The following is a 20,990-nucleotide window of genomic DNA, read 5'->3' as shown; positions in this document are numbered from 1 at the left end:
GGTGATCAACACTCAGCTCATCACGGTCACGACACGCCGGGACCTCGGCACGTCAGGCCGTACGCCGCTGAGCACGTGAGGTCGTACGCGGACACGGGTGTCGAAGTCGCGGTGACGGTAGCCGTTGCGGGTGTTCGTGCGCTGCTCGGAACGCTCGCCCCACGCCGCCCCGCAGACGGCGTCGGCATCGGCGGACATGAGCGTGTTGATGAACGTGGTCAACATCTGTCGCAGCAGGTCGGGACTCGCCTGGGACAGCTGCTCGTGCAGGAACTGGGTCGGGATGCTCCTATGGACTGTCAAGTAGAGCGAGGTCGCGTGGGAGTGCACGGTAGACCTCTCGCGCGACATAGCGTTTGAGGCACCGCATGATCTCCTTCGTCCTGAGGCTCTGCGCGCGGCGCCGCAGCACGTAGTCCCTGGTCCTGGGGTCGTAGCGCATCCGGGACAGGACGATGGTGTGCAGGGCGTTGTTGGCTGAGCGGTCGCCGCCGCGGTTGAGCCGGTGCCGATCGGTGCGGCCACTGCTGGCCGGGATCGGCGCGACACCGCAGAGATGTGCGAACGCCGCCTCCGAGCGCAGCCGCTCGACGTTGTCGCCCACGCAGGCCAGTAGCTGCCCGGCGACCTCTGGCCCGACCCCGGACAGCGCGACGAGCTCGGGAGCTGCGGCCTGCACGAGCGGCTGTAGGTCGCGGTCGAGGTCGCGGATCTCCTCGGAGAGATGCTGGTGGCGGCGGGCCAGCTGTCGTAGGGCGGTCTTGGTCGCAGCCGACACGATCGCGTCGGGGTCGAGGGCTACGAGCTCGGCGCCCTGGGCGGCCGGACGGAGTCGAGCGCAGGTCTTCACCAGCGCGCCCGTGGTGAGTCCGCGCAGCTGCTCGCGTAGCTCGGCGGGTGCGGTCACGATCTGCGCGCGGAGCTGGTTGATCGCTTGCGTGCGGGCCTTGACCGCGCCGCGGCGTGCGACCCGCAGCGACCGGATGGCCTCGACCAGGCCGACCCTGCTCTTCGGCGTACCGCTCGCCGAGCCGCTCAGTGCGGCATTCGCGGCGGCGTAGGCGTCGAGGGGGTCGGACTTCCCGTGCCGCCGGCGGGCCCGGCGGTCGGGCCGGTCGACCTCGACGACCCAGACGTGCGCCTTGGCGAGGAACCGTGCGAGCCCGGCACCGTAGGAGCCCGTTCCCTCCACCCCGACCCGCGTGAGCTCCCCGTGAGAACGCATCCAAGTCAGCAGCTGTTCATAACCGCGAGCGGTCGCCGGGAACTGGGCGTCGTCGAGCCGACGTCCGACTGCGTCGATCACCGCTGCGTGGTGGGTGTCGCGGTGGGTGTCGACGCCGCCGACGACCTCGTGGGGAGAGGGAGTGCTCAGCACGTGCGTCCGTGCTGCTCGTCGGAACTGCGGAGACCACCGCCGGTCGAGCACGGACAAGACAGCGATGAGCCCCTTCGAGCAAGCTCCTATGAGGTCACACAGCTCGACCCGCCGGCGCCGGGTCGACGCCACCGACCGGGCCGACGAATCCCAACGAGGACAACGTCAGCGTCAATCGATACTTGGGTCAGACCCAGCCGGTGGCGCCAGGACCATCCTCGCTGTCGATACTGGAGGGTGCGGTCATCGCGTGGAACTCCTGAAGCACTGTGGAAGGTCTCCAGAAGATCACGCGATGGCCGCCCTACCCCCCGACTTCTGCCACTTGCCGTAGTGCCTCAGTTCGGTTGGCGCCCGATAGCGTCGAGGATGGTCCGTTCGTGGTCCGGGATGGCGGGCGGGAACGTCTGCCGGGTGCCGTTGACGGCGATCGTGGCTGAGCGGAGCGGTCGTAGCTGGCGGACGATGTTGCGGATGGCGAGCCCGGCACGGTTCTGGACCTCGCGGGCGACGGCCAGAGCGGTGAACACGATGGTCAGGTGGGCTTCGATGGACTGGCGTTGGTGGTGGAACATCGGGCGGGCGCGTAGGTCGGTCTTGCTCATCCGGAAGGACTGCTCGACGTGCCAGAGGTCGTGGTAGTCACCGATGATCTCCCCGGCCGCCGCGACAGCGGCGGGGATGTTGGTGACGTAGCCCTTCAACCCGACCAGGCGTTGTGCCCGGGCGAGGGAGGCCTCGTCCAGGGAGCGGGTGCCGTTGGTGGTCTTGACGAACCGCGGGGTGCGGGCGGTCTTCTCGCCTGCGACGACCTCGCGGGCCCGGTTCTCCTGCAAGGTCAGCGTGCGTCGGTCGTGGACGGCCCGCTTCGTGGAGTAGGCCCAGACCGCCCGCCAGGATCCCGGGTGCTGCTCGGGGTTCCAGACGGGCTCGGCTTTGACCTTCGGGCTGTTCTCGGTGCGCCCGTTGCGGCGGTCGCGTGGGGTGAGGGTGTCGAGATGATCTGCCCGTCGACGAACGCGTCGCCGTGCCAGTGGAAATGCGACTCCAGGTCGACCGGGGCCTTCGTGACTCGGGAGCCGACGATGAACCGCAGGCCGGCCTCGTCGAGCTCGCGTAGGTTCCCGGCCGAGAGCATCCCGGCGTCGGCGACCACCACCATCCCGCCCGGCCCTGTCGGTAGGTCGTGTCGGGCGCGGAAGGCCTCGATGATCGGCAGGATGGTCGCGGTCTCGGCCTTGTTGCCCTCGAAACAGCCGATCTCGAGCGGGAACCCGTGGCGGTCGACCAGCAGCCCGACGACGATCTGCGGGTCGACCCGGCGTTCCTTGGAGAACCCGACCTTGCGCAGCTCGTCCTCCTTCTCCGCCTCGAAGTAGAGGGTGGTGACGTCGTAGAGACACAACGACACGTCCCCGCTGCCACGGGCGTGGGTGAAGCAGGCCTTCGCGACCGTGTCGCGGTAGCCGCGCCCGGCGCAGCGCACCAGGGTGCGGCGCATCGTGCGCTCGCTGGACGGGGACACGCCCAAGTCGGTCAGGACCCGGCCACTGTCCATGATGGAGGTGGGCTCCACGATTCGGGCGATCACCAAGTCCCGGAACGTGTGATCGCCGACGGCGCCGAACCCGAGGCTCGCGTAGACCTCGGCAAGGGTGTCGAACAACAACCGCGACCCCGTCGCGATCACCTGCGGCGCCGACACCCGAGCCCGCGCAGCCCTCGCCGAGGGTGCTGGTGTGGTGGACTCGGGGAACAGCCCACCGTCCTCGTCGCCGGCCTCGACGGGGGTGAGCAGGCGGGCCCGGCGCGGGGCCGGCTCCACACCCAGATCGAGCTCGGCCTGCCCGGTGTCGGCGAGCAGCTCACGGGCACGTTCGACCAGTAGGCCGAGCTCGGCCTCGGTGTGCGCGGACCCGACGTGAGCCACGATCCGCCGACGTCCTTCGGTGTACTCGGCGACCTGCACCGCGGTCGCCCCCGAGGCCGTCCGCACCCGCCTCACCCACGCCACCAACCGAGCGTAGGACACCAAACTTAGTGCCTCAAACCACCACCACCGAGCAGCATCGCCGCAGCTCAGGAGCCCACAGTCGTCACGATCCGGCCGGGGTGGCAGAAGTCAGGCCAGAAGATCACGCGATGGCCGCCCTACCCGTCTACGCCACGCCCCTCACCCGGGCCGGGTCGCACACCACCCTGGTGGACGCCACTGTCCACAGACACGGTCCACTCGATTTTGCCGGCAGCGTCGGCCCGTGCCAGCAACGCTGCCAACACCTTGTCCCAGGTGCCGTCACCGGCGTAGCGGCGATGCCGCTTCCACACCGTTTGCCAGGGTCCGAACTGCTCTCGGGGCAGATCGCGCCAGGGGATCCCAGTCCGGTACCTGAAGATGATCCCCTCGACCACGCGGCGGTCGTTGCCGAACGGATGACCACGCCGCCCCACGTTGGACGGCAGCAACGGGCCGATCAGCTGCCGCCCTGGGCCGAAGAGCTCGCCGTGGCGTTCGTCCGACTCCTCTCATCGCCCATCCCCGCAGGCTGAATTCCGATCCCGCCGGCATGAGCGGCGCGGAGCACCCGGCAAGAACGGCAGGCCGGACGCCTTGTCACGCCTGAGCCGGAAACCAGAAACGATCATGAATCCGAGATCACGTCCCGGGCCCCACGAATCACCAGGGTTAACCACCCCCGGTGGCCGTCAGGTACAGCAGGACGATGTTGAGGGCGACGATCGCCGTGCACACGACGATCCCCGCGACGACGGTGATCCGCTGGTTGACGGCGTCGCCCATGATCGAGCGCCGTGAGGTCAGGATCACCAGCGGGACGAGCGCGAAAGGGATGCCGAAGGACAGGACGACCTGGGAGACGATCAGCGCCCAGGTGGGGTCGACCCCCACCCCGAGGACGACGAGCGCGGGGATCGCTGTGACGACACGGCGCGCGAGCAGGGGCACCTTGACCTTCAGCAACCCTGCCATCACGACCGAACCCGAGTAGCAGCCGACCGCCGTGGACGCCAGACCGGAGAACAGCAGCGCGATGGCGAAGCCGAGCGCGAACAGCGGGCCGGCCTTGTCGCCGATGGCGGCGTGCACACCGTCGAGGGTCCCGGTGCGGTCGTCGCCGCTGAGCAGTGCGGCGCCGACGAGCAGCAGGCCCAGGTTGACGGCCCCGGCGACGGTGAGCGCGACGGCGACGTCGGCCTTGGTGGCCGAGAGGAGCCTGCGCCGCTCGGGGCCCGGGGGGGGCGAGCCGTGCCGGTCGCGCGAGAGCGAGGAGTGCACGTAGATCGCGTGCGGCATCACCGTCGCGCCGAGCATGCCCGCAGCGAGCAGGACACTGCTGGTGCCCTCGAAACCCGGGACGATGCCACCGACGATCCCGGCGGCCGAGGGCGGGGCGACGAAGAGACTGGCGACGAACCCGATGCCGACGACGAGCAGCATCGTCGTGACGACACGCTCGAAGGGCTTCTGCCCGAAGCGGTCTACGACCTCCAGGATCACCATCGAGACGACCGCGGTGATCGCTCCGCCCCAGATGAGGGGCAGGTCGAACAGCAGGGCGAGGGCGATGGCGCCGCCGAGGACCTCGGCCAGGTCGGTGGCCATGGTGACGAGCTCGGCCTGGGCCCAGTAGGCGAAGCGGGTGCGGCGCGGGAGGTGGTCACGCAGCGACTCGGGCAGCGACCTGCCGGTGACGAGCCCCAGCTTGGCGGACAGGTACTGGACGAGCCCGGCCATGGCGTTGGCGGCGAGCACGACCCAGACGAGCAGGTAGCCGAACCCGGCGCCGGCGGCGGTGTTGGTCGCGACGTTGCCGGGGTCGACGTAGGCGGCGGCCGCCACCAGCGCCGGGCCGAGCAGCAGGGCCCCGGATCGGGCACGTTCGACGCGCGCCTTCACCGCCGTGGTCATCGCGTTCACCTCCATTACCCCTTCTTGATAAACGCCGCCGAGCCGCTACAAAAAACGGCCCCATCCGGGATTGAATCCTCGTGCCCGTGAGGCCACTAGTGACTCATCGGAGCCACCCTCGCTCACCGAATCCGGCGGGGCAAATCCAGCGGGAGCCCATAACCGAACTGACACCCGATATCCCAAGCAAGGATCACTGTTGGGCAGACTGGCCGACGCCGGGGAGGTCAGTAAGAATTCACAGGGCACAGAGCAACGCTTTTCACAGCGCAACCCCGGCAAGCACGAGAACCTTCTCCACCGTGAAGTCGTCCATCGCTGAGCGGACGCCTTCTCTGCCTATACCAGAGTCCTTCATTCCACCATAAGGCATCTGGTCCGCACGATAGCTCGGAACATCCCCAATAATGACCCCACCCACCTCAAGGTCACGATGCGCACGGAACGCAGTCCGGATATCACGTGTAAACACACCCGTCTGCAGACCGAAGTCAGAATCATTAACGGCAGCAAACGCCGAGTCTAGACTGTCGAAAGGCGTAATACTCACCACCGGGCCGAATGCCTCGTCACGAAGAATCCGCGCGGCGAGCGGAACATCTGCTAAAAGCGTCGGCTCAAGACTTGTCCCGTTCCTGCGACCCCCGACCAGAATCTTCGCCCCGGCATGGACCGCGTCATCGATCCACTGCTCGATCCTGATGGCTGATGCCTCATTAATGACAGGGCCAACATCAGTTGCGTCGTCATTCGGGTTCCCCTGCCTAAGTGCGCCAATATGACGCGAAAGCAGCACGGTAAACACCTCGTACAGCTCACGTGGCACATAGACTCGCTGCACCGAGATACACGACTGGCCCGCCTGATAGTTTGCAAAGAGAGCGATCCGCTGAGCTGCCCACTCCAGATCTTGCTCGCTCGACCAGTCGGAACATACAACCGCCGCCGCATTCCCACCGAGCTCAAGCGTCACATGCTTACGAGGGACAAGGCTCTTAATATCCCAGCCCACCGGCCCCGACCCTGTGAAAGAGATAACAGGAATCCTCGGATCAAGAACGAGATGCTCCATCTGACTGTTTGGGACCGGCAACACAGACCAACTGCCCTGGTGCAGGTCCGTATCAGCGAGGAGCTGACCCAAGAACAGCGATGAGAGCGGAGTCGACGGGGCAGGTTTGATAATAACCGGCGCTCCGACCGCGATCGCTGGGGCCACTTTGTGCGCGACGAGATTAAGTGGAAAGTTGAACGGCGTAATCGCCAGCAGAGAACCTCGTGGAAACCGCCGAACAAGCGCAAGCCGTCCAGCCCCACCGGCATCGGTATCCAATCGCTGCAGGGTTCCCGACCAACGCCGGGCTTCCTCTGCCGCCCATCGGAACGTGGAGGCCGCGCGCGCTACCTCCACCCTGGCCCACTTGATGGGCTTACCGCTCTCGAGCACGATGACCTGAGCGGCTTCCTCTAAACGCTGCTCAAGCCTGTCTGCGACATGCGAAAGTGCAGACGCTCGCCGATGAGCAGATGTTGCCCCCACAACATCCCTCGCCGCGTGCATCGCGGCCACGGCCTCTTCAACCTGCTCAGCGGATGGAACAAATACCGAGGCGACCGTTCGACCATCATAAGGATACTGGACATCAATCACCGCGCTACCAGTCGCTGGACGACCTGCGATCCAGAATGGTTCAGCTTGCACTAGTCGGTTCGCTTCTTTCCTCTATCACGTCTCACACCAGATTGCACAAACTGATGGATACTATGCGCGTGCTCGACTTCGGCTCGCACAACTTTAATGATTCCATTACTCGTGCAGGCCGACCGCCTCCGCAGAAACTCCGGGAGACTCGGAACGGAGAGTCTCCCGGAGTTTCTGCGGGGGGAGCCCGTCAATGACGGCACCCCAGCCCAATAGCCGCGCGGGGGCCATAGGAAATCCGTGTTCCTTAGAACTACTGTGTCAAAGGGGAGCCGAGCGGCGCTGATGATCCTCCGAGCTCCTCCGACATGGCCCCGTAGAACAGGTAAGCCCCCACAAGGCAGAAGCCAAACACAGCGATTCCACCCCACACCAGAAGTGCCGAAGAAGCCGCCAGAACTCCAGCGAGAACGAGCCCGAGAGCAATGTCAACAAGCACGAAGAGCACTGTATAGGCGAGCGGCAATCTCGTAGTTGCCAGCGTCATCACCACAAGCACAATCAACCATGACAAAAGGAACGTGGCCTGCACCGACTGCACCTGGCTACCAGCTGCTGCCGCATCTGTAGTCGATACCCCGAAAAGCCCATTCACCAGACCGAAGACCAACACGCCGAAGCTAAGCCAGAACGTGCCAAATGTGGCCAGGACGCCCGCTACCGCACTCTGGCCCAGGCGCGCTGCCCAGGCCGCTCCGAGAATCACACCGACCCCGGAGGCAAAGAAGACACCCGCAACTAGTCCACCAGGAAGAGCTGTCGGCAGATAACCAATGAGCCAAAGGCCTAGAGTGATACTACCCACGAGAAAGGTTGGGAGGGCCACGAGCATTGGGTTACCCGCGGCAGCCGTATACGCCGAATTTCTGTCGCTTGCCGAAGGCATCGTTTCCAGTGCCTCAGAATTCTCAACAACCATGACTCTCCTCAAGCTGCGGCGGCGTCCGCCCGAGCGAAACACCACCTAGGGAACAGATAACATCAATCCAATACCCCGAAGCCTCCCAAATACCACAGCCCCGCTCTCGGGCCGGCACGAACTCCGGCCGGCCCGAGAGCAAGGATGGTGCAGGGGAGCAACACACCACCCCAATGAGGCTCCCCACATATCAAGGAGTGAAAAACTGCGTCACTCACCCGAGAGGCGAGATCACCTTGATGATCCCTTCCTACGACTCAGAGTTGATCAGCTCGATCAGCTCGAGAGGATCGGCGACCAGGATGAACGAGTCATCGGTCATTGCCATCCGGCCATAGTGAGTGGTCATGTGTTCCTGAAGAACGTAACCGTCCATGTCGCTGCCGAGTTCTTCGCCGACCGCGTCGAAGTTGACGATCAGCCGATCCTTGGCCCTGACATCGAGGAAAGTTGCGTTCGTGATGACCTCGACACCAGGAGTCTGCGAGCACACCCGGCCGACCGCTTCGCCTTCCGGAGTGCGCTGCATAACCAGCCCCACATAATCATAAGCGACGTCGCCGCTCCCCTGCGCAGCCGCCGGCGCAGCCGTGGCATCCGTCATCAGACCGTCACCTCGCTCGACTTGAGGCCGCATTCCTGAAGCAGGTCGGCATGATCTTGGTTGAGACGCTGACGGGTCTCAGAGTAGGCGGGGTCGATCGAGCTGAAGACGGGCTCCAGCGCATCGATCGCCTCGCGAGCCATCGTTCCCCAGTCCTCCAGCCACTCCTGGACCTTCTGGGTGTTGGCCTCGGAATGAGTAGCGTCATTCAGGATGAAGCGAACGAGGGCCACGGACCAGTCACGCACCCAACCCCACTCGGCTTGAGCAACCTGGCCGAGGGTCGGTGTGGTGGCGTCGCCGTAGGAGCCGGCGAGTCGGATCAGCACATCGCGGCGCAGCAGATTACCAATGAGCGGTTCGAAGCAGATGTTGGCTGCGACGACGGTCTCCGCCCAGTCCGTGATCGAGCCCAGCCGTTCAAGGTAGCGACGTGTCGGCTGCCATTCGGGATCCTCCAAGAAACGACGCTTCCCGTCTGCGGTCGAAAATCCGGGAATCTCCCGCTCCAGCTCTCCCCCGTAGAGAACAAGTGCCTGAGCCTGGCGAAGTTTGTAACCGGCGCTGTAGCCGAGGCAGTTCGCGATGGCATCACCCAGGGCGGGCCGGAGTGCCGCCGACTGCGGGGCAACCAGACCATACTCGGTAAGGCTGATCGGCAGAAGCTGAGCAGACAAGAAGTCAACCCACTCCTTGCTTGCCGCAACGAACAGATTGTTGTCCCGCGCCACCTGGAGATCATTCTCGATCTCGCGCTCATGAGTTGAGCCAGTCTGGAAGAACGTGCGCTCCCAAAGCCCGGCCGGATCACGAAACGCATACCAGTCGCTGGACCGGATCGCAGTGGAGTCATCCCAGAATGACTGACGCCCGTTTGGAAATGCGATAGGATAGCCGAACCTGGTATGCCGGTGGACGCTCGGCTGGACGTCGATAGTCACGTCCTCGTAGAGCGACGAACGTTTCCGCTCCGGGATGAACCAGTGCTGTGTCCGCTCGAGCTCTCGCAGCTCACGCCGCTCGGCAGCTGATGCACTCATTGCGCAGATCTCCTCTCTGGAGAACAAATCTTAAAGCGACGATACAGAATCGGAATCGGCAGATTCCTCAGGGCCGGTCGACGTGAACTTGTCTACGAAGATCCGATTCTGCTCCACCTGATGCCTGAGCGTCAGAACATCGTTCACCGCATCAACCATCGGTGGCGGGCCTGCCATATAGACGTCACATGCATCCAGGCGGAACCCGGAAGTCTCTATCCACTGATCAACGGCGTCATGCACGAATCCGTATCGTACATCGTCACCGTCACCGTCACTATCGGATTCATCCGACACTACTTGGATGAACTCGAACTGCTCGATTCGTTTTCCGAGGGACTGAACGAGCTCGGTATAGAAAAGATCGCGTCTCGCACGTCCACCGTAGAAGACCGACACGGTGCGGCCCTGACCGTCCTCTGACATCTGGCGCAGCAGAGAAAGAATCGGCGCCATACCCGAACCACCGGCGATGAGTAACGCCGAACGACTCCCGCCGGTATCACGGAGGTAGCATGTACCATAAGGCCCGGTGAACTTCACTGAATCACCCACCGTCAGGCCCTCGTCGAGCATCGCCCCGAACCGGCCGCCCGGATACTGCTTGATGATGAACTCAAGGCGCCCGTCGCTAGGAAGGTTTGCCATCGAGAACGATCGCCGCTGCTCGGTCCCGGGGATCCAGATGTCGACGAATTGACCGGGAAGAAATCCGAAGCCCTGAGGAGACTCGATCTGGAGCTCCAAGCGTCGAATGTCGTGCGTCAACGCTTCCACATCGACTACTCGGCCAACTCCATCAGTAATGGCGTGCTCGAGCCGATAGTGGTCTGGATCATAGTTGAGCAGCTCAATCGTAACGTCTGACTCCGGAACTGCCCGGCATAGAAGGGTATATCCCCCCTCCTCTTCCTGATCGGAGAGAGCGAAGCTTGAATATTTCTTTAGATATATCCATCCTTCATCGAGGACAAATGCCTTGCACGCCGAGCAGCGCCCCTCGCGGCAACCGTGCACAAGGTTCAAACCCGATCGAAATGCTGCATCGAGAATGGTCTCATCCTCGCCGCATTCGATCTCTTCACCAATTGGCTCGAACCTTACGTTGAACGTTCCCATCTGCTCGCCACCCTCCCAACCTGCGGCCACTCATCTGATGACTCGGTGAGAGTCATACGCCAAGCCCCGGCAGGTTGCCAAACCACGAGTCGGCAGCCTGCCGGGACGAGACATGAGACTTACTCAGACCCCGAAGAGCGGCGGAATGGTGGGGGGCATGTCACCGGTCTTAGTGCCGGTGTATTCCACTCGCTTATAGGGCAGGCCGAGACGCTCCGCAGTGAGGATGTTCGGGCTCTGCATGATGTGGCCGAGCTCTCGGAGATCATCGATCGTCCACTGCTTAGCAGGGTCGGGATCAACGTGCGGCTGGCCTGTGAGCGTCTTACCGTCCGGACGGAGGAAGCCGAGGTCACGCACGATCTCGGAGTACTCCCAGCCGTGGTAGCGGTCGAACCAAACACGGTCACCGACATAGCGACCAGGGTTGGTCATGTCGATCCACTTGCACTCCGGCGAGCAATAGAACCGCGTGTGCTCGTCGACAACGCGGTGGCACTGCTCCTCGGGCCGCAGGCATCCGAGCTGGCAGGTCCAGCAGATCGGGCCGGCACCCTCGAGCAGCCCGGGCAGCTGCAAGGGACCCGAACCGGGGTAGCGAACGTCGGCGTAGCCGCGCCAGAACGCACCGAACTTCTCGTTCCAGCCCGGGTACTTGCTCTCGAACCAGTCGTAGTCCTTCTGCTCGAGGTTGCCGTACTTATAGTAGTGGAAGGGCCACGAGGCCCAGACTCCGACAGCAACCTTGTGGTGGTAGTCGGCAGCAATCCGCTCACGCGCGCGCTTGAAGATCGAGTCGGGGATCTTCAAGCCCAGCTTGCCGAGGTTGACGATGTAGGAACGGTAGTAGTCGTCATTCACCCACCGGTCCCACTTCGTGGTCCAGCTTTCCGGGTCGGTCGCATCCGTGGGGGCGTACTCGACGATGATGCCCATGAAGGCGTCGACGAATGCGTGCACGGTCCAGAACATCTGCTGGATGTCCTGCTCAAGCAGGGGGGCGTTCTCCGGCTCCTGCAGGAGGTACAGAAGTGTCGCGTAGCCGTTGTTGATGTGGCGCGCCTCGTCCGACTGCACGGAGTTCATGACAGTGGGCAGAGCGAAGTCATGGTTCCGGACTGCCACGTCCGGGAACGCGACCAGGATGGTGTTCGTGAAGGCGGTCTCAACGACGACCTGGAGCGCCACCGCGGCCTGGAAGGGGTCACCGGTCATGAAGCTTCCGGTGAGGTTCTGGGCGGCGACCAGGATGGAGTCGCCCCCGACCGCCTGGAGCCCGAGGTTCCAGCCGACCGGCTCGGGCATGTTCTTCATGTACCAGCGATACAGGTTCATCTGCATCGCGGTGTGACGCTGCTCGTCGAGCTGCTAGATGTAATAGGCGTTCTGCAGCTCGGGGTCGTCGATGGCATCAACAAGCATGCCCATACAGCGGGTAGCGGCGGCCTCGGCGCTAACAACAGTCAGCAGGTAAGGCTTGAGCAGCTCCAGCCACCGAAGCGGGGCCTTGCCGGGGACCTCTGCGCGGACGGCTGCATCGAGGCCACCGTGGACGCGGTCATCCTTCTCGTTCTGCATGTGCAGGTAGTCGCCCATGATCTGCTTCATGGGATCCCGGCCTGGCTTGTTCGGCAGCTTGTATCGGCTGGGATACTTCCCGCGCTCATGGGGGTAGTACGTCCGGTCCCAGCCCAGCTCGCCGATCTTGGCGTGGCTCGCCGTAATGCTTCGACGCGGCCTCTTCATCGGTGGGGCAGTCATCGTGATCTTAAGCCTTTCCCATTGATGGCGCCTCTATATGGTGGGTGGAGCGCCAGACGATGCGGGGTATCAAGTCCGAGATGTCGCGCTTACCTGGGCACCAATCTTCTCTTGAATGAGAGTGCTCCCCCTGGTGAGCGCAGTAGCGTCAGAGTGCGATACCGATCGACTTGACCTCGGTGTACTGGTCGATCGCGTCGCGGCCCATGTCCCGACCATATCCGGACTGCTTGAATCCGCCGAATGGGAGCGCGACATCGACCACATGGTGGGTATTGATACCGATCGTTCCAGCCTTGAGCCGCTTGGCGACTCGATGTGCGACGCTAATGTCGCGGGTGTAGATACTCGCGGCCAACCCGTACACCGAGTTGTTCGCCTCACGCACGACGCTATCGATGGTGTCTTCGTCAAAGGCCATGGCACACAGCACCGGGCCGAAGATCTCCTCGCGCACTACGCTCATGCTCGGATCAGTCTTGGTAAGGATGGTCGGCTGAATGAAGTAGCCCCCATCACCGACAGTGTCCCCACCCACGATCACCTCTGCGCCGGCCTCGCGGCCCTGTGCGATGTAGCCAGTGACACGGTCGCGCTGCTCCGCCGAGATCAGCGGCCCGATACGGGTCGCCGGGTCGAGACCGTGACCGATCGGGAGAGCAGACGCCTCACTGGCGATACCCTCCACGACCTTGTCGTAGACCTTCCGGTGCACATAGAGACGAGATCCCGCCGTACAGGTCTGCCCGTTGTTGTAGAAAATCGCGCTGGAAGCACCGGCAACAGCCTGCTCGATGTCAGAATCACCGAACACGATCACGGGGGACTTTCCGCCAAGCTCGAGGGAGACCTTCTTGAGGTTCCCGCTCGCCGCATGCGCGATCAGCCGCCCGACCTCGGTCGAACCGGTGAACGCGACCTTGTCGATGTTGTCGTGGGCGGCGATCGCCGCACCTGCCGTCTCGCCAAAGCCGGTGATGACGTTGAAGACACCCGGCGGGAAGCCGGCCTCCTCGGTGAGCTCAGCCAGGCGAAGTGCGCTCAGCGGCGTCTGCTCGGCGGGCTTGAGGATCACGGTGCAGCCGGCGGCCAGGGCAGGAGCGACCTTCCAGACCGCCATCATGAGGGGGAAATTCCAAGGAACGATCTGCCCAACCACGCCGACCGGCTCGCGAAGCGTGTATGCATGGAAGTCAGCCGGGTTGGTGAGCGGAATCGTCTCGCCATAAATCTTGTTCGACCAACCAGCCATGTATCGCAGCAGTTCGATCGAGAACGCCACGTCTACCGCACGCGCGTCCGTGACCGGTTTGCCGTTGTCGAGCGCATCGATCTGTGCAAACTCGTCCGCGTGCTCCTCGAGAAGATCCGCGAGCCGCCAGACCAGCCTGCCGCGCTCCGAAGGATTCAGCTTGGACCACGGCCCCTCGTCGAACGCGTGGCGCGCGGCCGCCACAGCTCGGTCGACATCCTCCGCATCACCCGCAGCAACGGTACAGATCTTCGTCCCAACCGCAGGGTCGTAGACCTCGAGAGTCTCACCCTTGATGGAGTCGTGCCACTGACCATTGATGAAAAGCTTCTTCGGGCGATCAATGAACTTCTGTACGTCGTCACGCAATAGGTAATCGGGCTTGGCGATCACAGTCATCCTATTACTCCTTCAACGGCGAGGGTAAGCTGAATAGGCCCTACGTGCTAAGACGGAACCGCACATTCAAAGGCGTGGCCGGCGCCGCGAGCGAAACCAGACACCTAAATTATGACGGCCGATGACGACTCGGCCAGCCACCAGAATAAAGGTCAGTCAACGAAGACATAATCCTGGACAACTGCCGTCGGAACGTTGTCAGGATCTGCAAAGTTGACCACGTCCTTCAGAACTGCATCGAACTCGGGAGATGCCGTTGCCTCGACAAAGGCTCCCTGGCTGTCGAACGCCATTTCAGCGGATCCGAGGTACGGGGCCGAGCCCCCGTCAACAGAGCTGAGGGCGTGCGTCTGAGCGTAATAACGCAGGCCGGGAACCTTGGACGCGAGCGGGCCATGCTGCTCGCGCCAATAACGCAGAGCCTCATCCCGATCGATACCCTCGCGCTCGTAGACGACAAACATGATCTTGAACATAGTCCAGCCTCCGAGTCTCCACTGCGACGTGCCATGTAACATGCCACACTTTCCTAGACCAGAATGCATTGGCGAGGCCACGCTTGAAGCTTTCTGACGAACCGCGATTCCGATTGCAATACCGCTGAACGAGCTCGACATCAACCATAGGTCGCTATGCGCTACATTAACGCAACACGACGGGCGGCAATAGAAAAACTAAGCGAATCGCGGAGCATGCGCGTTAGGACTAGCAACCAGGATATGACACTAACGGCGCCGAGACCCGACAGAAGGAGTAGTGACCTGATCCCGCCCAGCCGCACCCAGAGTTGCCGCCGTACAGCGCAAACCTCTTCAACGCCAGGGGTGAAACGAAAGACCTTGCGAAACCCGCACAACTATCGGCCGACACCCGGTCAACTCGAAGGCGCCAAGCAGTGTCACCCATAGGCTGTTCCATCCCGACGATGCGACGGAGCGGTTCCCCTGGGCCCAGCGATTTACTGGCTAGGGGCTGCGCATACTGGCATGTAGCATGCTGCGGTGCAGAGTGGCATGTCACATGTAGAGCTGTCAAGCTCCCCACGGTGTGGCCGCTCAGCAGCAGGAAGTCGCAACGGAGGGGCAGGTGATGCGGCTGGTCGAGGCTTCGTTGCCATACGCCTTGCTGGCGGTTCCCCAGTACTCCGGGCTGCGACAGCCCACCGTCAGGACGGAACCGCCGCAGTGATCGAATGTCGACCACCTGTTGCGGCGCTGTTCGCGCACCCGACGCAGCAGGCCGCTGGTGGAGGATCGGAGGACGGGTAGATGTGTGAGCAGGACAACGATGCAGACTGTGGGGCCGGCACGGGTTCCGCTGAGCTCCGATGAAGGGCGTTTCGAACGGGATCACGACTCTTAACAGTGCTGTGCTCAGCTCTCTCAGGAGTGCAGTAGTGAGCGGCGAGCTTCTTCCTGGAAGTCTGCACTCGGTGCATGCGCTCGCCGCCGAGCTCGGCGTATCCCGGACACCGGTGCGTGAAGCCCTGATCAAGATGGCCGAGCAGGGCATGGTCCGCTTCGAGCGGAACCGCGGGGTACGGATCCTCCAAACCACGGTCCATGATCTGGAGGAGGTCTTCGAGCTTCGGCTCCTACTGGAGGTCCCAGCCACCCGACGGGCCTGCGAAAAGTTCGATGCTGCGGGCCTGAAGGAGCTGCGCCGTCAGTTCGCCGCGATGGAGCGCGCCGCTCGCGACGGCGATGAGGTCCGCATGTGGGAGCACGACCGCCGATTCCATCGAACGATCCTCGAGGCGACCGGGAACAAGCGTCTCGCGGAGTTCATTGACGGAATGCGTGACATGGTCGTTAAACGTGGAGTCTCGACTGCAGAGTCGTCGCGGACGATGCTTGACATCGTTGCGGAACACCTTGGGGTTCTTGAGCGGCTGGAAGCACGGGACCCGGAGGGAGCGGCCGACGCGATGTGCGCGCACATTCAGACCACGTCAGAATTGCTCCTGGCACAGGAGGCTGGGGACGGTGTCGATGTCGACCTAGGTTGGACCACCTCCGCCTGGGAGTCGCGAAACCCGGTCTCAGGCGTCGACGGTTGACGGAGTGGCATGCAACATGCCACTCTATGGCTTCCCTCGGTAGCTAAGCAGTACTTGTGCGTTCTTCTTCCCTGGTCCCCGAATTTCTGTTCGGGGCGAGAGGGCTCGTTCGCCGTTGTTGCATGAGGGGGCCGGACTCTTAGGGACAATTCGGCACCCCGTCTTGAGCGACCGAGCTTTGAGATGATCGACCTGAATAGTATATTCGCAACCGCCGCGAGTTCATTTTTCGAGCTTCGTCGGCAACGCGGGAAGAGACAGATGTTGCGCTGAGTGCGAATCAAGCAGCTTCCCTAGGCAGTACCTGTTGCATTCGAACATCGTTAGAGCGGTAGGAGAGAAATGGTCGACACAGGCTCGGTCGAAGAGACGATCTTCACGTGGGGTGCACCACCCTTGAAGTTCGGGGCCGGCGCCACTGACGAGATCGGATTCGAGGCCTCTGGCTTCGGGATGACTCGGGTCCTCATTGTGACAGATCGGGGAGTTGCATCCATCGGAGTTCCACAGCGCATCTCCGACGGACTGAAGAGGTATAATATTGAGTCGGACATCTTTGCTGATGTGCACATCGAGCCGACCGATCAGTCTATTTCATCAGCCGTTGACTACGCTCGTCAAGAAGGGCCGTGGGACGGATTTATTGTCGTCGGCGGCGGATCCGCAATTGATACCGCCAAGGCGATCAATCTATTGACGAGCTACCCTGGTGAGTTGATGGATTACATCAATAAGCCTATCGGTAAGGCCAAGGTTCCGCCTGGACCTCTCAAGCCTCTCATCGCGGTTCCAACAACTGCGGGTACTGGTTCAGAGTCTACTGCTATGTGTGTCATGGACATCCTCTCGATGAGAGTCAAGACCGGGATCAGCCACTGGCGTCTGCGTCCCACCTTGGCGGTTGTCGATCCACTTCTGACGCTGACGCTGGCGCCGGAGGTCACCGCGGCATCCGGCATGGACATCGTATGTCATGCTCTCGAATCCTATACGGCGAAATACTATACGCAGTTTGATCGTAAAACCCCTGAAGCTCGTGTCACATACTGCGGTTCCAATCCTGTGTCGGATCTGTGGTGCGAGAAGTCGATGGCGCTGATTTCGCAGTCACTTCGCCTATCAGTACTCGATGGACACGACAATATTGAAGCGCGATCCAACATGATGCTCGCCGCGACATTCGCAGGCATGGGCTTCGGGAACGCAGGCGTTCACATCCCGCATGCTAATGCATATCCAATTGCTGGGATGGTGAAGGACTACCGCCCGGCTGGATATCCGCAGGAAGAAGCAATGGTGCCTCATGGGCAGGCCGTTTCTTTGACGGCTCCGGAAGCATTCCGCTTTTCGTTCGACAGCGCCCCCGAGCGTCATCTTCGCGCCGCTGAGCTGATTAACCCCGAAGCAGCTAGCGTCGGTGCGCCGGCCGAGCGGCTGCCGTCAGTACTGATTCAGCTGATGCGTGATATCGACATCCCTAACGGCCTTGGCGGTGTGGGGTACTCCGAGTCTGATGTCGCAGATCTCGTTCCTGGAACGATGAAGCAGCAGCGTTTGCTGTCGACATGCGCAAGGACTCCTACAGAGGATGACATCGCCTCGATCCTGACGAAGTCAATCTCTAACTGGTAATGGTTCACCTCTGTGGATAGGTAGCTGGCCGGTTGAGGCTCTTCGAAGATTGCCCGGAGGTGTCGGTAAATGCTTACAGGGGCACACCTCAGCAGACCGTCTGTTTTCTTGGTTCCCTTGTCAACTTCCACATGTCCTCGTGGCCTGACTGCTCGGGTGGTGAAAGGCTCGTGGCTCACTTCGAGTGACCGTGCGCCAGCCGTATGAGTGATGACATTATACCTTCTGTCGCTGCAGCCACCGCATTGAAGGCTGAGCTCACGAAAGCAGTTCGCGGCGCAGTTCGTTTTGACTCTGCATCTCAGGCGATGTATTCGGCGGATGCTTCTAATTATCGGCATGTACCGATAGGTGTAGTCGAACCTCGTGATGCCGAGGATGCTGAAGCGGCAATGGCCGTGTGTCGTGAGTATGGTGTAGCGGTTTTGCCGGTTGGAGCTCGTACCTCCATCGGCGGACAGGCTGTGAACACCGCGGTTGTACTTGACTTCACCAAGCACATGAACCGCATCGTCGAGATCGATCCATCAGAGCGATCCGCCCGTGTTCAGCCAGGACTCGTCCTCGATACGCTCAGAGACGCGGTACGCGCTCATGGACTGACTTTCGGCCCCGATCCGTCAACGCACAATCGCTGCACCCTCGGCGGCATGATCGGCACGAACGCCTGCGGTTCACACTCGATGGCCTGGGGGAAGACGGTCGACAACGTCTTTGCGCTGGACGTGCTCACGTACCGCGGTGAAAGACTCAGTCTCGGACAAGGTGAGCCGGGGGTCGACGCGATCGGCATCCCCGGTGCGCTCCGAGATTTACGTGACAAGTTCGCCGACGATGTCAGGTCCAGTTTTCCGAACCTGACGAGACGAGTATCCGGCTATAATCTTGATCAGCTGTTGCCTGAGAATCAGTTCAATCTCGCCAAGGCCCTGGTCGGTACTGAAGGCACATGCGCGACAGTCCTGGAGGCCACCGTCCGACTCGTGGAGTCGCCGCCTCATCGTGCACTCGCGGTGCTGGGGTTCCCCGACGCCTACACCGCTGCCGACCATGTAATGGCTGTACGCGAGCATCGTCCGTTGGCGATCGAGGGCATGGACGCCGGCTTGATTGCTGCGTTGCGCGTATACAACCCGCTTGAGACCGCGAGCAAGCTCCTGCCCGACGGAGGTGGCTGGCTATACGTCGAGACCGGGGGCACCACCCGACGAGAGGCCGAGACCGCCGCTCGCGCGATTGCGGCGGCAATGAAGTCCTATGGCGCGACAAGCGTTGTCGTCGGCGATCCAGTCGTGATGAAGGCGCTATGGCGGATCCGGGAGGACGGCGCGGGGATTGTCACTCGAGGCCCGGACGGCGGTGAGGCATGGCCTGGCTGGGAGGATGCCGCTGTACCACCGGAGAACTTTGGCGCCTACCTGCGGGAGTTCGATGCTCTCCTATCGCGCCACAACCGTCGCGGTGCATACTACGGTCACTTCGGCGACGGCTGCTTGCACGTACGAGTTGACTTCGATCTGCTTACGACATCTGGCATCGCGGATTTCCGATCTTTCATGGTTGATGCGGCCGATCTCGTCGTCGCTCACGGTGGTTCTCTCTCAGGAGAACACGGCGACGGGCAAGCCCGCGCGGAGCTCCTTCCCCGGATGTACCCTCCGCAGATCATCGCTGCATTTGAGGAGTTCAAGGACATCTGGGACCCGGACAACCAGATGAACCCGCGGCGAGTCGTGCGACCCGCCAAGATGGATGACGACCTCCGCGTGTTCGTTGGAATGCCAACCCTAAAAAATGCTCCCGAACTTGCTTTCACACATGATCGCGGCAGTTTTGCACGAGCCACTCGCCGGTGCCTGGGCGTCGGAAAGTGCATCACCGCTTCTGGGGGCGTGATGTGCCCGAGCTATCGAGCCACAGGTGAAGAAATGCACTCGACCCGGGGTCGTGCGCGCCTACTTTTCGAGATGGCTAACGGTGAATTGATCTCCGACGGTTGGCAGTCACCGGAGGTTGCGGAGGCCCTGGACTTATGTTTGTCGTGTAAGGGGTGCAAGCGCGACTGCCCAGTTGGCGTCGATATGGCCTCCTATAAGACTGAGTTTCTCGCTCAACGCTATAAGGGGAAGCTTCGTCCGGCATCCCATTATTCAATGGGCGCATTGCCTCGCTGGATGAGACTCGTCGGCCACCTCCCGGCGCCTATTGTTGATTTGCTCAATAGGGCTGCCCAAACTCCTCTTGCGGGAGTGGCCAAACGGGCTGGAGGAATTGCTCCGCAGCGCGCTGTACCCCGTATAGCGCGCCAACCATTCACGACGATCGTACGCCAGCGACGATCCAGTCGCAGACCTACTTCTACTGCTAACTCAGCGATGGATTATCGTAAATCACGCGGTCGACTGCTACTCTGGCCGGATACGTTCACCAACCACTTTGACCCGTCTATCGCCGCTGACGCTGTAGCAGTATTGTCCGCATTAGGATACTCAGTCGAGGTCCCGCCAGCGGCCGTCTGCTGCGGACTCACGTGGACGTCGACCGGTCAAGTTGAGACCGCTCGAAAGGTGTTGCGGCGCAGTCTTCACACGATCAGCCCCTGGATCGCTGATGGCGTTCCCGTGGTAGGCCTGGAGCCGTCCTGTACCGCTGCGCTACGCGCAGATGCGCCGGAGCTCTTGCCTAATGCGCCGCTTGCGCGCTCCATTGCAGGGAGCATTTTTACATTCGCCGAAATTCTTGCTAAGCATATCGACGAGCTTCGTGCTGCCGTCGTTCTGCCAGGCCAAAAGGCTATTGTCCAGGTACATTGCCATCAACATGCCGAGTTGGGAACTGAAGATGACGAAGCGGTATTCGCCGCGCTCGGCGTGAAGGCTGAAATTCTCGACTCGGGCTGCTGTGGCCTCGCCGGTAATTTCGGGTTCGAGAAGGGGCATTATGACATCTCAATAGCATGCGCTGAGAGAGTTCTGCTTCCGGCGGTACGCGAAGCCGACGCTGATACAGAGGTTCTCGCTGATGGGTTCAGCTGTCGCACCCAACTACGTGAAGCTGGAACCCGCGAGCCCCTCCATATGGCTCAGCTTGCTGCCCGCGCCCTCGGCCTGAAGGGGGCCGTCAGTTTGTGACGCAGGCGCTCGAGCAGATCGTGTTCGGTGGCGGCAACTCATAGACTCTGGAATGGAGAGTCCGAT

Annotated in this window: 12 protein-coding genes and 4 pseudogenes; 3 read left to right on the top strand and 13 right to left on the bottom strand. The window is 62.1% G+C overall.

All coding sequences use genetic code 11. The features are described 5' to 3' along the window. Nucleotides 1-90: 90 nt before the first annotated feature. From PSED_RS35050 to PSED_RS34990, 13 genes and pseudogenes are all read right to left on the bottom strand, one after another. Nucleotides 91-303, bottom strand: a pseudogene (locus PSED_RS35050) (transposase); the annotation flags it as partial. Next, nucleotides 290-1,378, bottom strand: coding sequence for an IS110 family RNA-guided transposase (locus PSED_RS35045; protein ID WP_014203933.1), 1,089 nt, complete (start codon nucleotides 1,376-1,378; stop codon nucleotides 290-292). The pseudogene PSED_RS35050 and the gene PSED_RS35045, both read right to left, overlap by 14 nt. A gap of 338 nt (nucleotides 1,379-1,716) precedes the next feature. Next, nucleotides 1,717-3,392: pseudogene (locus tag PSED_RS35040) on the bottom strand (IS1634 family transposase). A 185-nt stretch (nucleotides 3,393-3,577) separates the two neighbouring features. Further along, a pseudogene (locus PSED_RS35035) lies at nucleotides 3,578-3,856 on the bottom strand (transposase); the annotation flags it as partial. Nucleotides 3,857-4,064: 208 nt separating this feature from the next. Next, the gene (locus PSED_RS35030; protein WP_014203932.1) at nucleotides 4,065-5,306 is read right to left on the bottom strand and encodes an Nramp family divalent metal transporter; all 1,242 of its coding nucleotides are present in this window, start codon (nucleotides 5,304-5,306) and stop codon (nucleotides 4,065-4,067) included. Nucleotides 5,307-5,568: 262 nt separating this feature from the next. Further along, on the bottom strand, nucleotides 5,569-6,957 hold the full coding sequence (locus tag PSED_RS35025) for an aldehyde dehydrogenase family protein (RefSeq protein WP_233899536.1): 1,389 nt from the start codon (nucleotides 6,955-6,957) through the stop codon (nucleotides 5,569-5,571). Nucleotides 6,958-7,261: 304 nt separating this feature from the next. Continuing rightward, the gene (locus PSED_RS35020; protein WP_225223542.1) at nucleotides 7,262-7,927 is read right to left on the bottom strand and encodes a GPR1/FUN34/YaaH family transporter; all 666 of its coding nucleotides are present in this window, start codon (nucleotides 7,925-7,927) and stop codon (nucleotides 7,262-7,264) included. Between the two features lie 250 nt (nucleotides 7,928-8,177). Further along, complete coding sequence (locus PSED_RS35015; protein ID WP_014203929.1) at nucleotides 8,178-8,531, bottom strand: MmoB/DmpM family protein; 354 nt, start codon at nucleotides 8,529-8,531, stop codon at nucleotides 8,178-8,180. Then, nucleotides 8,531-9,571, bottom strand: a complete 1,041-nt coding sequence (locus PSED_RS35010) for an aromatic/alkene monooxygenase hydroxylase subunit beta (protein ID WP_014203928.1) — start codon at nucleotides 9,569-9,571, stop codon at nucleotides 8,531-8,533. Before PSED_RS35010 ends, PSED_RS35015 begins: the two co-directional genes overlap by 1 nt. Nucleotides 9,572-9,601: 30 nt before the next feature. After that, nucleotides 9,602-10,690: an FAD-binding oxidoreductase gene (locus PSED_RS35005; protein ID WP_014203927.1), complete on the bottom strand. Its 1,089-nt coding sequence runs from the start codon at nucleotides 10,688-10,690 to the stop codon at nucleotides 9,602-9,604. A gap of 123 nt (nucleotides 10,691-10,813) precedes the next feature. After that, nucleotides 10,814-12,436 (bottom strand): annotated as a pseudogene (locus PSED_RS35000) (ferritin family protein). A gap of 163 nt (nucleotides 12,437-12,599) precedes the next feature. Next, on the bottom strand, nucleotides 12,600-14,102 hold the full coding sequence (locus PSED_RS34995) for an aldehyde dehydrogenase family protein (protein ID WP_014203926.1): 1,503 nt from the start codon (nucleotides 14,100-14,102) through the stop codon (nucleotides 12,600-12,602). A 152-nt stretch (nucleotides 14,103-14,254) separates the two neighbouring features. Then, on the bottom strand, nucleotides 14,255-14,566 hold the full coding sequence (locus PSED_RS34990; protein ID WP_233899535.1) for an EthD family reductase: 312 nt from the start codon (nucleotides 14,564-14,566) through the stop codon (nucleotides 14,255-14,257). 863 nt (nucleotides 14,567-15,429) lie between these two features. Between PSED_RS34990 and PSED_RS34985 the strand changes: the two genes are divergently transcribed. The 3 genes from PSED_RS34985 to PSED_RS34975 all read left to right on the top strand — a co-directional run bounded on the left by PSED_RS34985 (nucleotide 15,430) and on the right by PSED_RS34975 (nucleotide 20,924). After that, entirely contained in the window at nucleotides 15,430-16,161 is a 732-nt protein-coding gene (locus tag PSED_RS34985) for a GntR family transcriptional regulator (protein WP_014203923.1), read from the top strand. Between the two features lie 342 nt (nucleotides 16,162-16,503). Then, complete coding sequence (locus tag PSED_RS34980) at nucleotides 16,504-17,793, top strand: hydroxyacid-oxoacid transhydrogenase (protein WP_014203922.1); 1,290 nt, start codon at nucleotides 16,504-16,506, stop codon at nucleotides 17,791-17,793. Nucleotides 17,794-17,996: 203 nt separating this feature from the next. Continuing rightward, the gene (locus PSED_RS34975; RefSeq protein WP_014203921.1) at nucleotides 17,997-20,924 is read left to right on the top strand and encodes an FAD-binding and (Fe-S)-binding domain-containing protein; all 2,928 of its coding nucleotides are present in this window, start codon (nucleotides 17,997-17,999) and stop codon (nucleotides 20,922-20,924) included. The last annotated feature ends 66 nt before the right edge of the window (nucleotides 20,925-20,990 follow it).

Origin of the sequence: Pseudonocardia benzenivorans CB1190 (assembly GCF_000196675.2) — a bacterium.
In the GTDB taxonomy this organism is placed as follows: domain Bacteria; phylum Actinomycetota; class Actinomycetes; order Mycobacteriales; family Pseudonocardiaceae; genus Pseudonocardia; species Pseudonocardia benzenivorans.
Note: the sequence above shows the minus strand (reverse complement) of the source record. Positions and strands in the feature narration are given on the sequence as shown.

What these genes read in the sequence shown, in the direction of transcription:
- PSED_RS35010 (WP_014203928.1), bottom strand. Translation starts at nt 9,571, where the DNA reads ATGAGTGCATCAGCTGCCGAGCGGCGTGAGCTGCGAGAGCTCGAGCGG.
- PSED_RS35015 (WP_014203929.1), bottom strand. Translation starts at nt 8,531, where the DNA reads ATGACGGATGCCACGGCTGCGCCGGCGGCTGCGCAGGGGAGCGGCGAC.
- PSED_RS34990 (WP_233899535.1), bottom strand. Translation starts at nt 14,566, where the DNA reads ATGTTTGTCGTCTACGAGCGCGAGGGTATCGATCGGGATGAGGCTCTG.
- PSED_RS34995 (WP_014203926.1), bottom strand. Translation starts at nt 14,102, where the DNA reads ATGACTGTGATCGCCAAGCCCGATTACCTATTGCGTGACGACGTACAG.
- PSED_RS34980 (WP_014203922.1), top strand. Translation starts at nt 16,504, where the DNA reads ATGGTCGACACAGGCTCGGTCGAAGAGACGATCTTCACGTGGGGTGCA.
- PSED_RS35020 (WP_225223542.1), bottom strand. Translation starts at nt 7,927, where the DNA reads ATGGTTGTTGAGAATTCTGAGGCACTGGAAACGATGCCTTCGGCAAGC.
- PSED_RS34985 (WP_014203923.1), top strand. Translation starts at nt 15,430, where the DNA reads ATGAAGGGCGTTTCGAACGGGATCACGACTCTTAACAGTGCTGTGCTC.
- PSED_RS35005 (WP_014203927.1), bottom strand. Translation starts at nt 10,690, where the DNA reads ATGGGAACGTTCAACGTAAGGTTCGAGCCAATTGGTGAAGAGATCGAA.
- PSED_RS35030 (WP_014203932.1), bottom strand. Translation starts at nt 5,306, where the DNA reads ATGACCACGGCGGTGAAGGCGCGCGTCGAACGTGCCCGATCCGGGGCC.
- PSED_RS34975 (WP_014203921.1), top strand. Translation starts at nt 17,997, where the DNA reads ATGAGTGATGACATTATACCTTCTGTCGCTGCAGCCACCGCATTGAAG.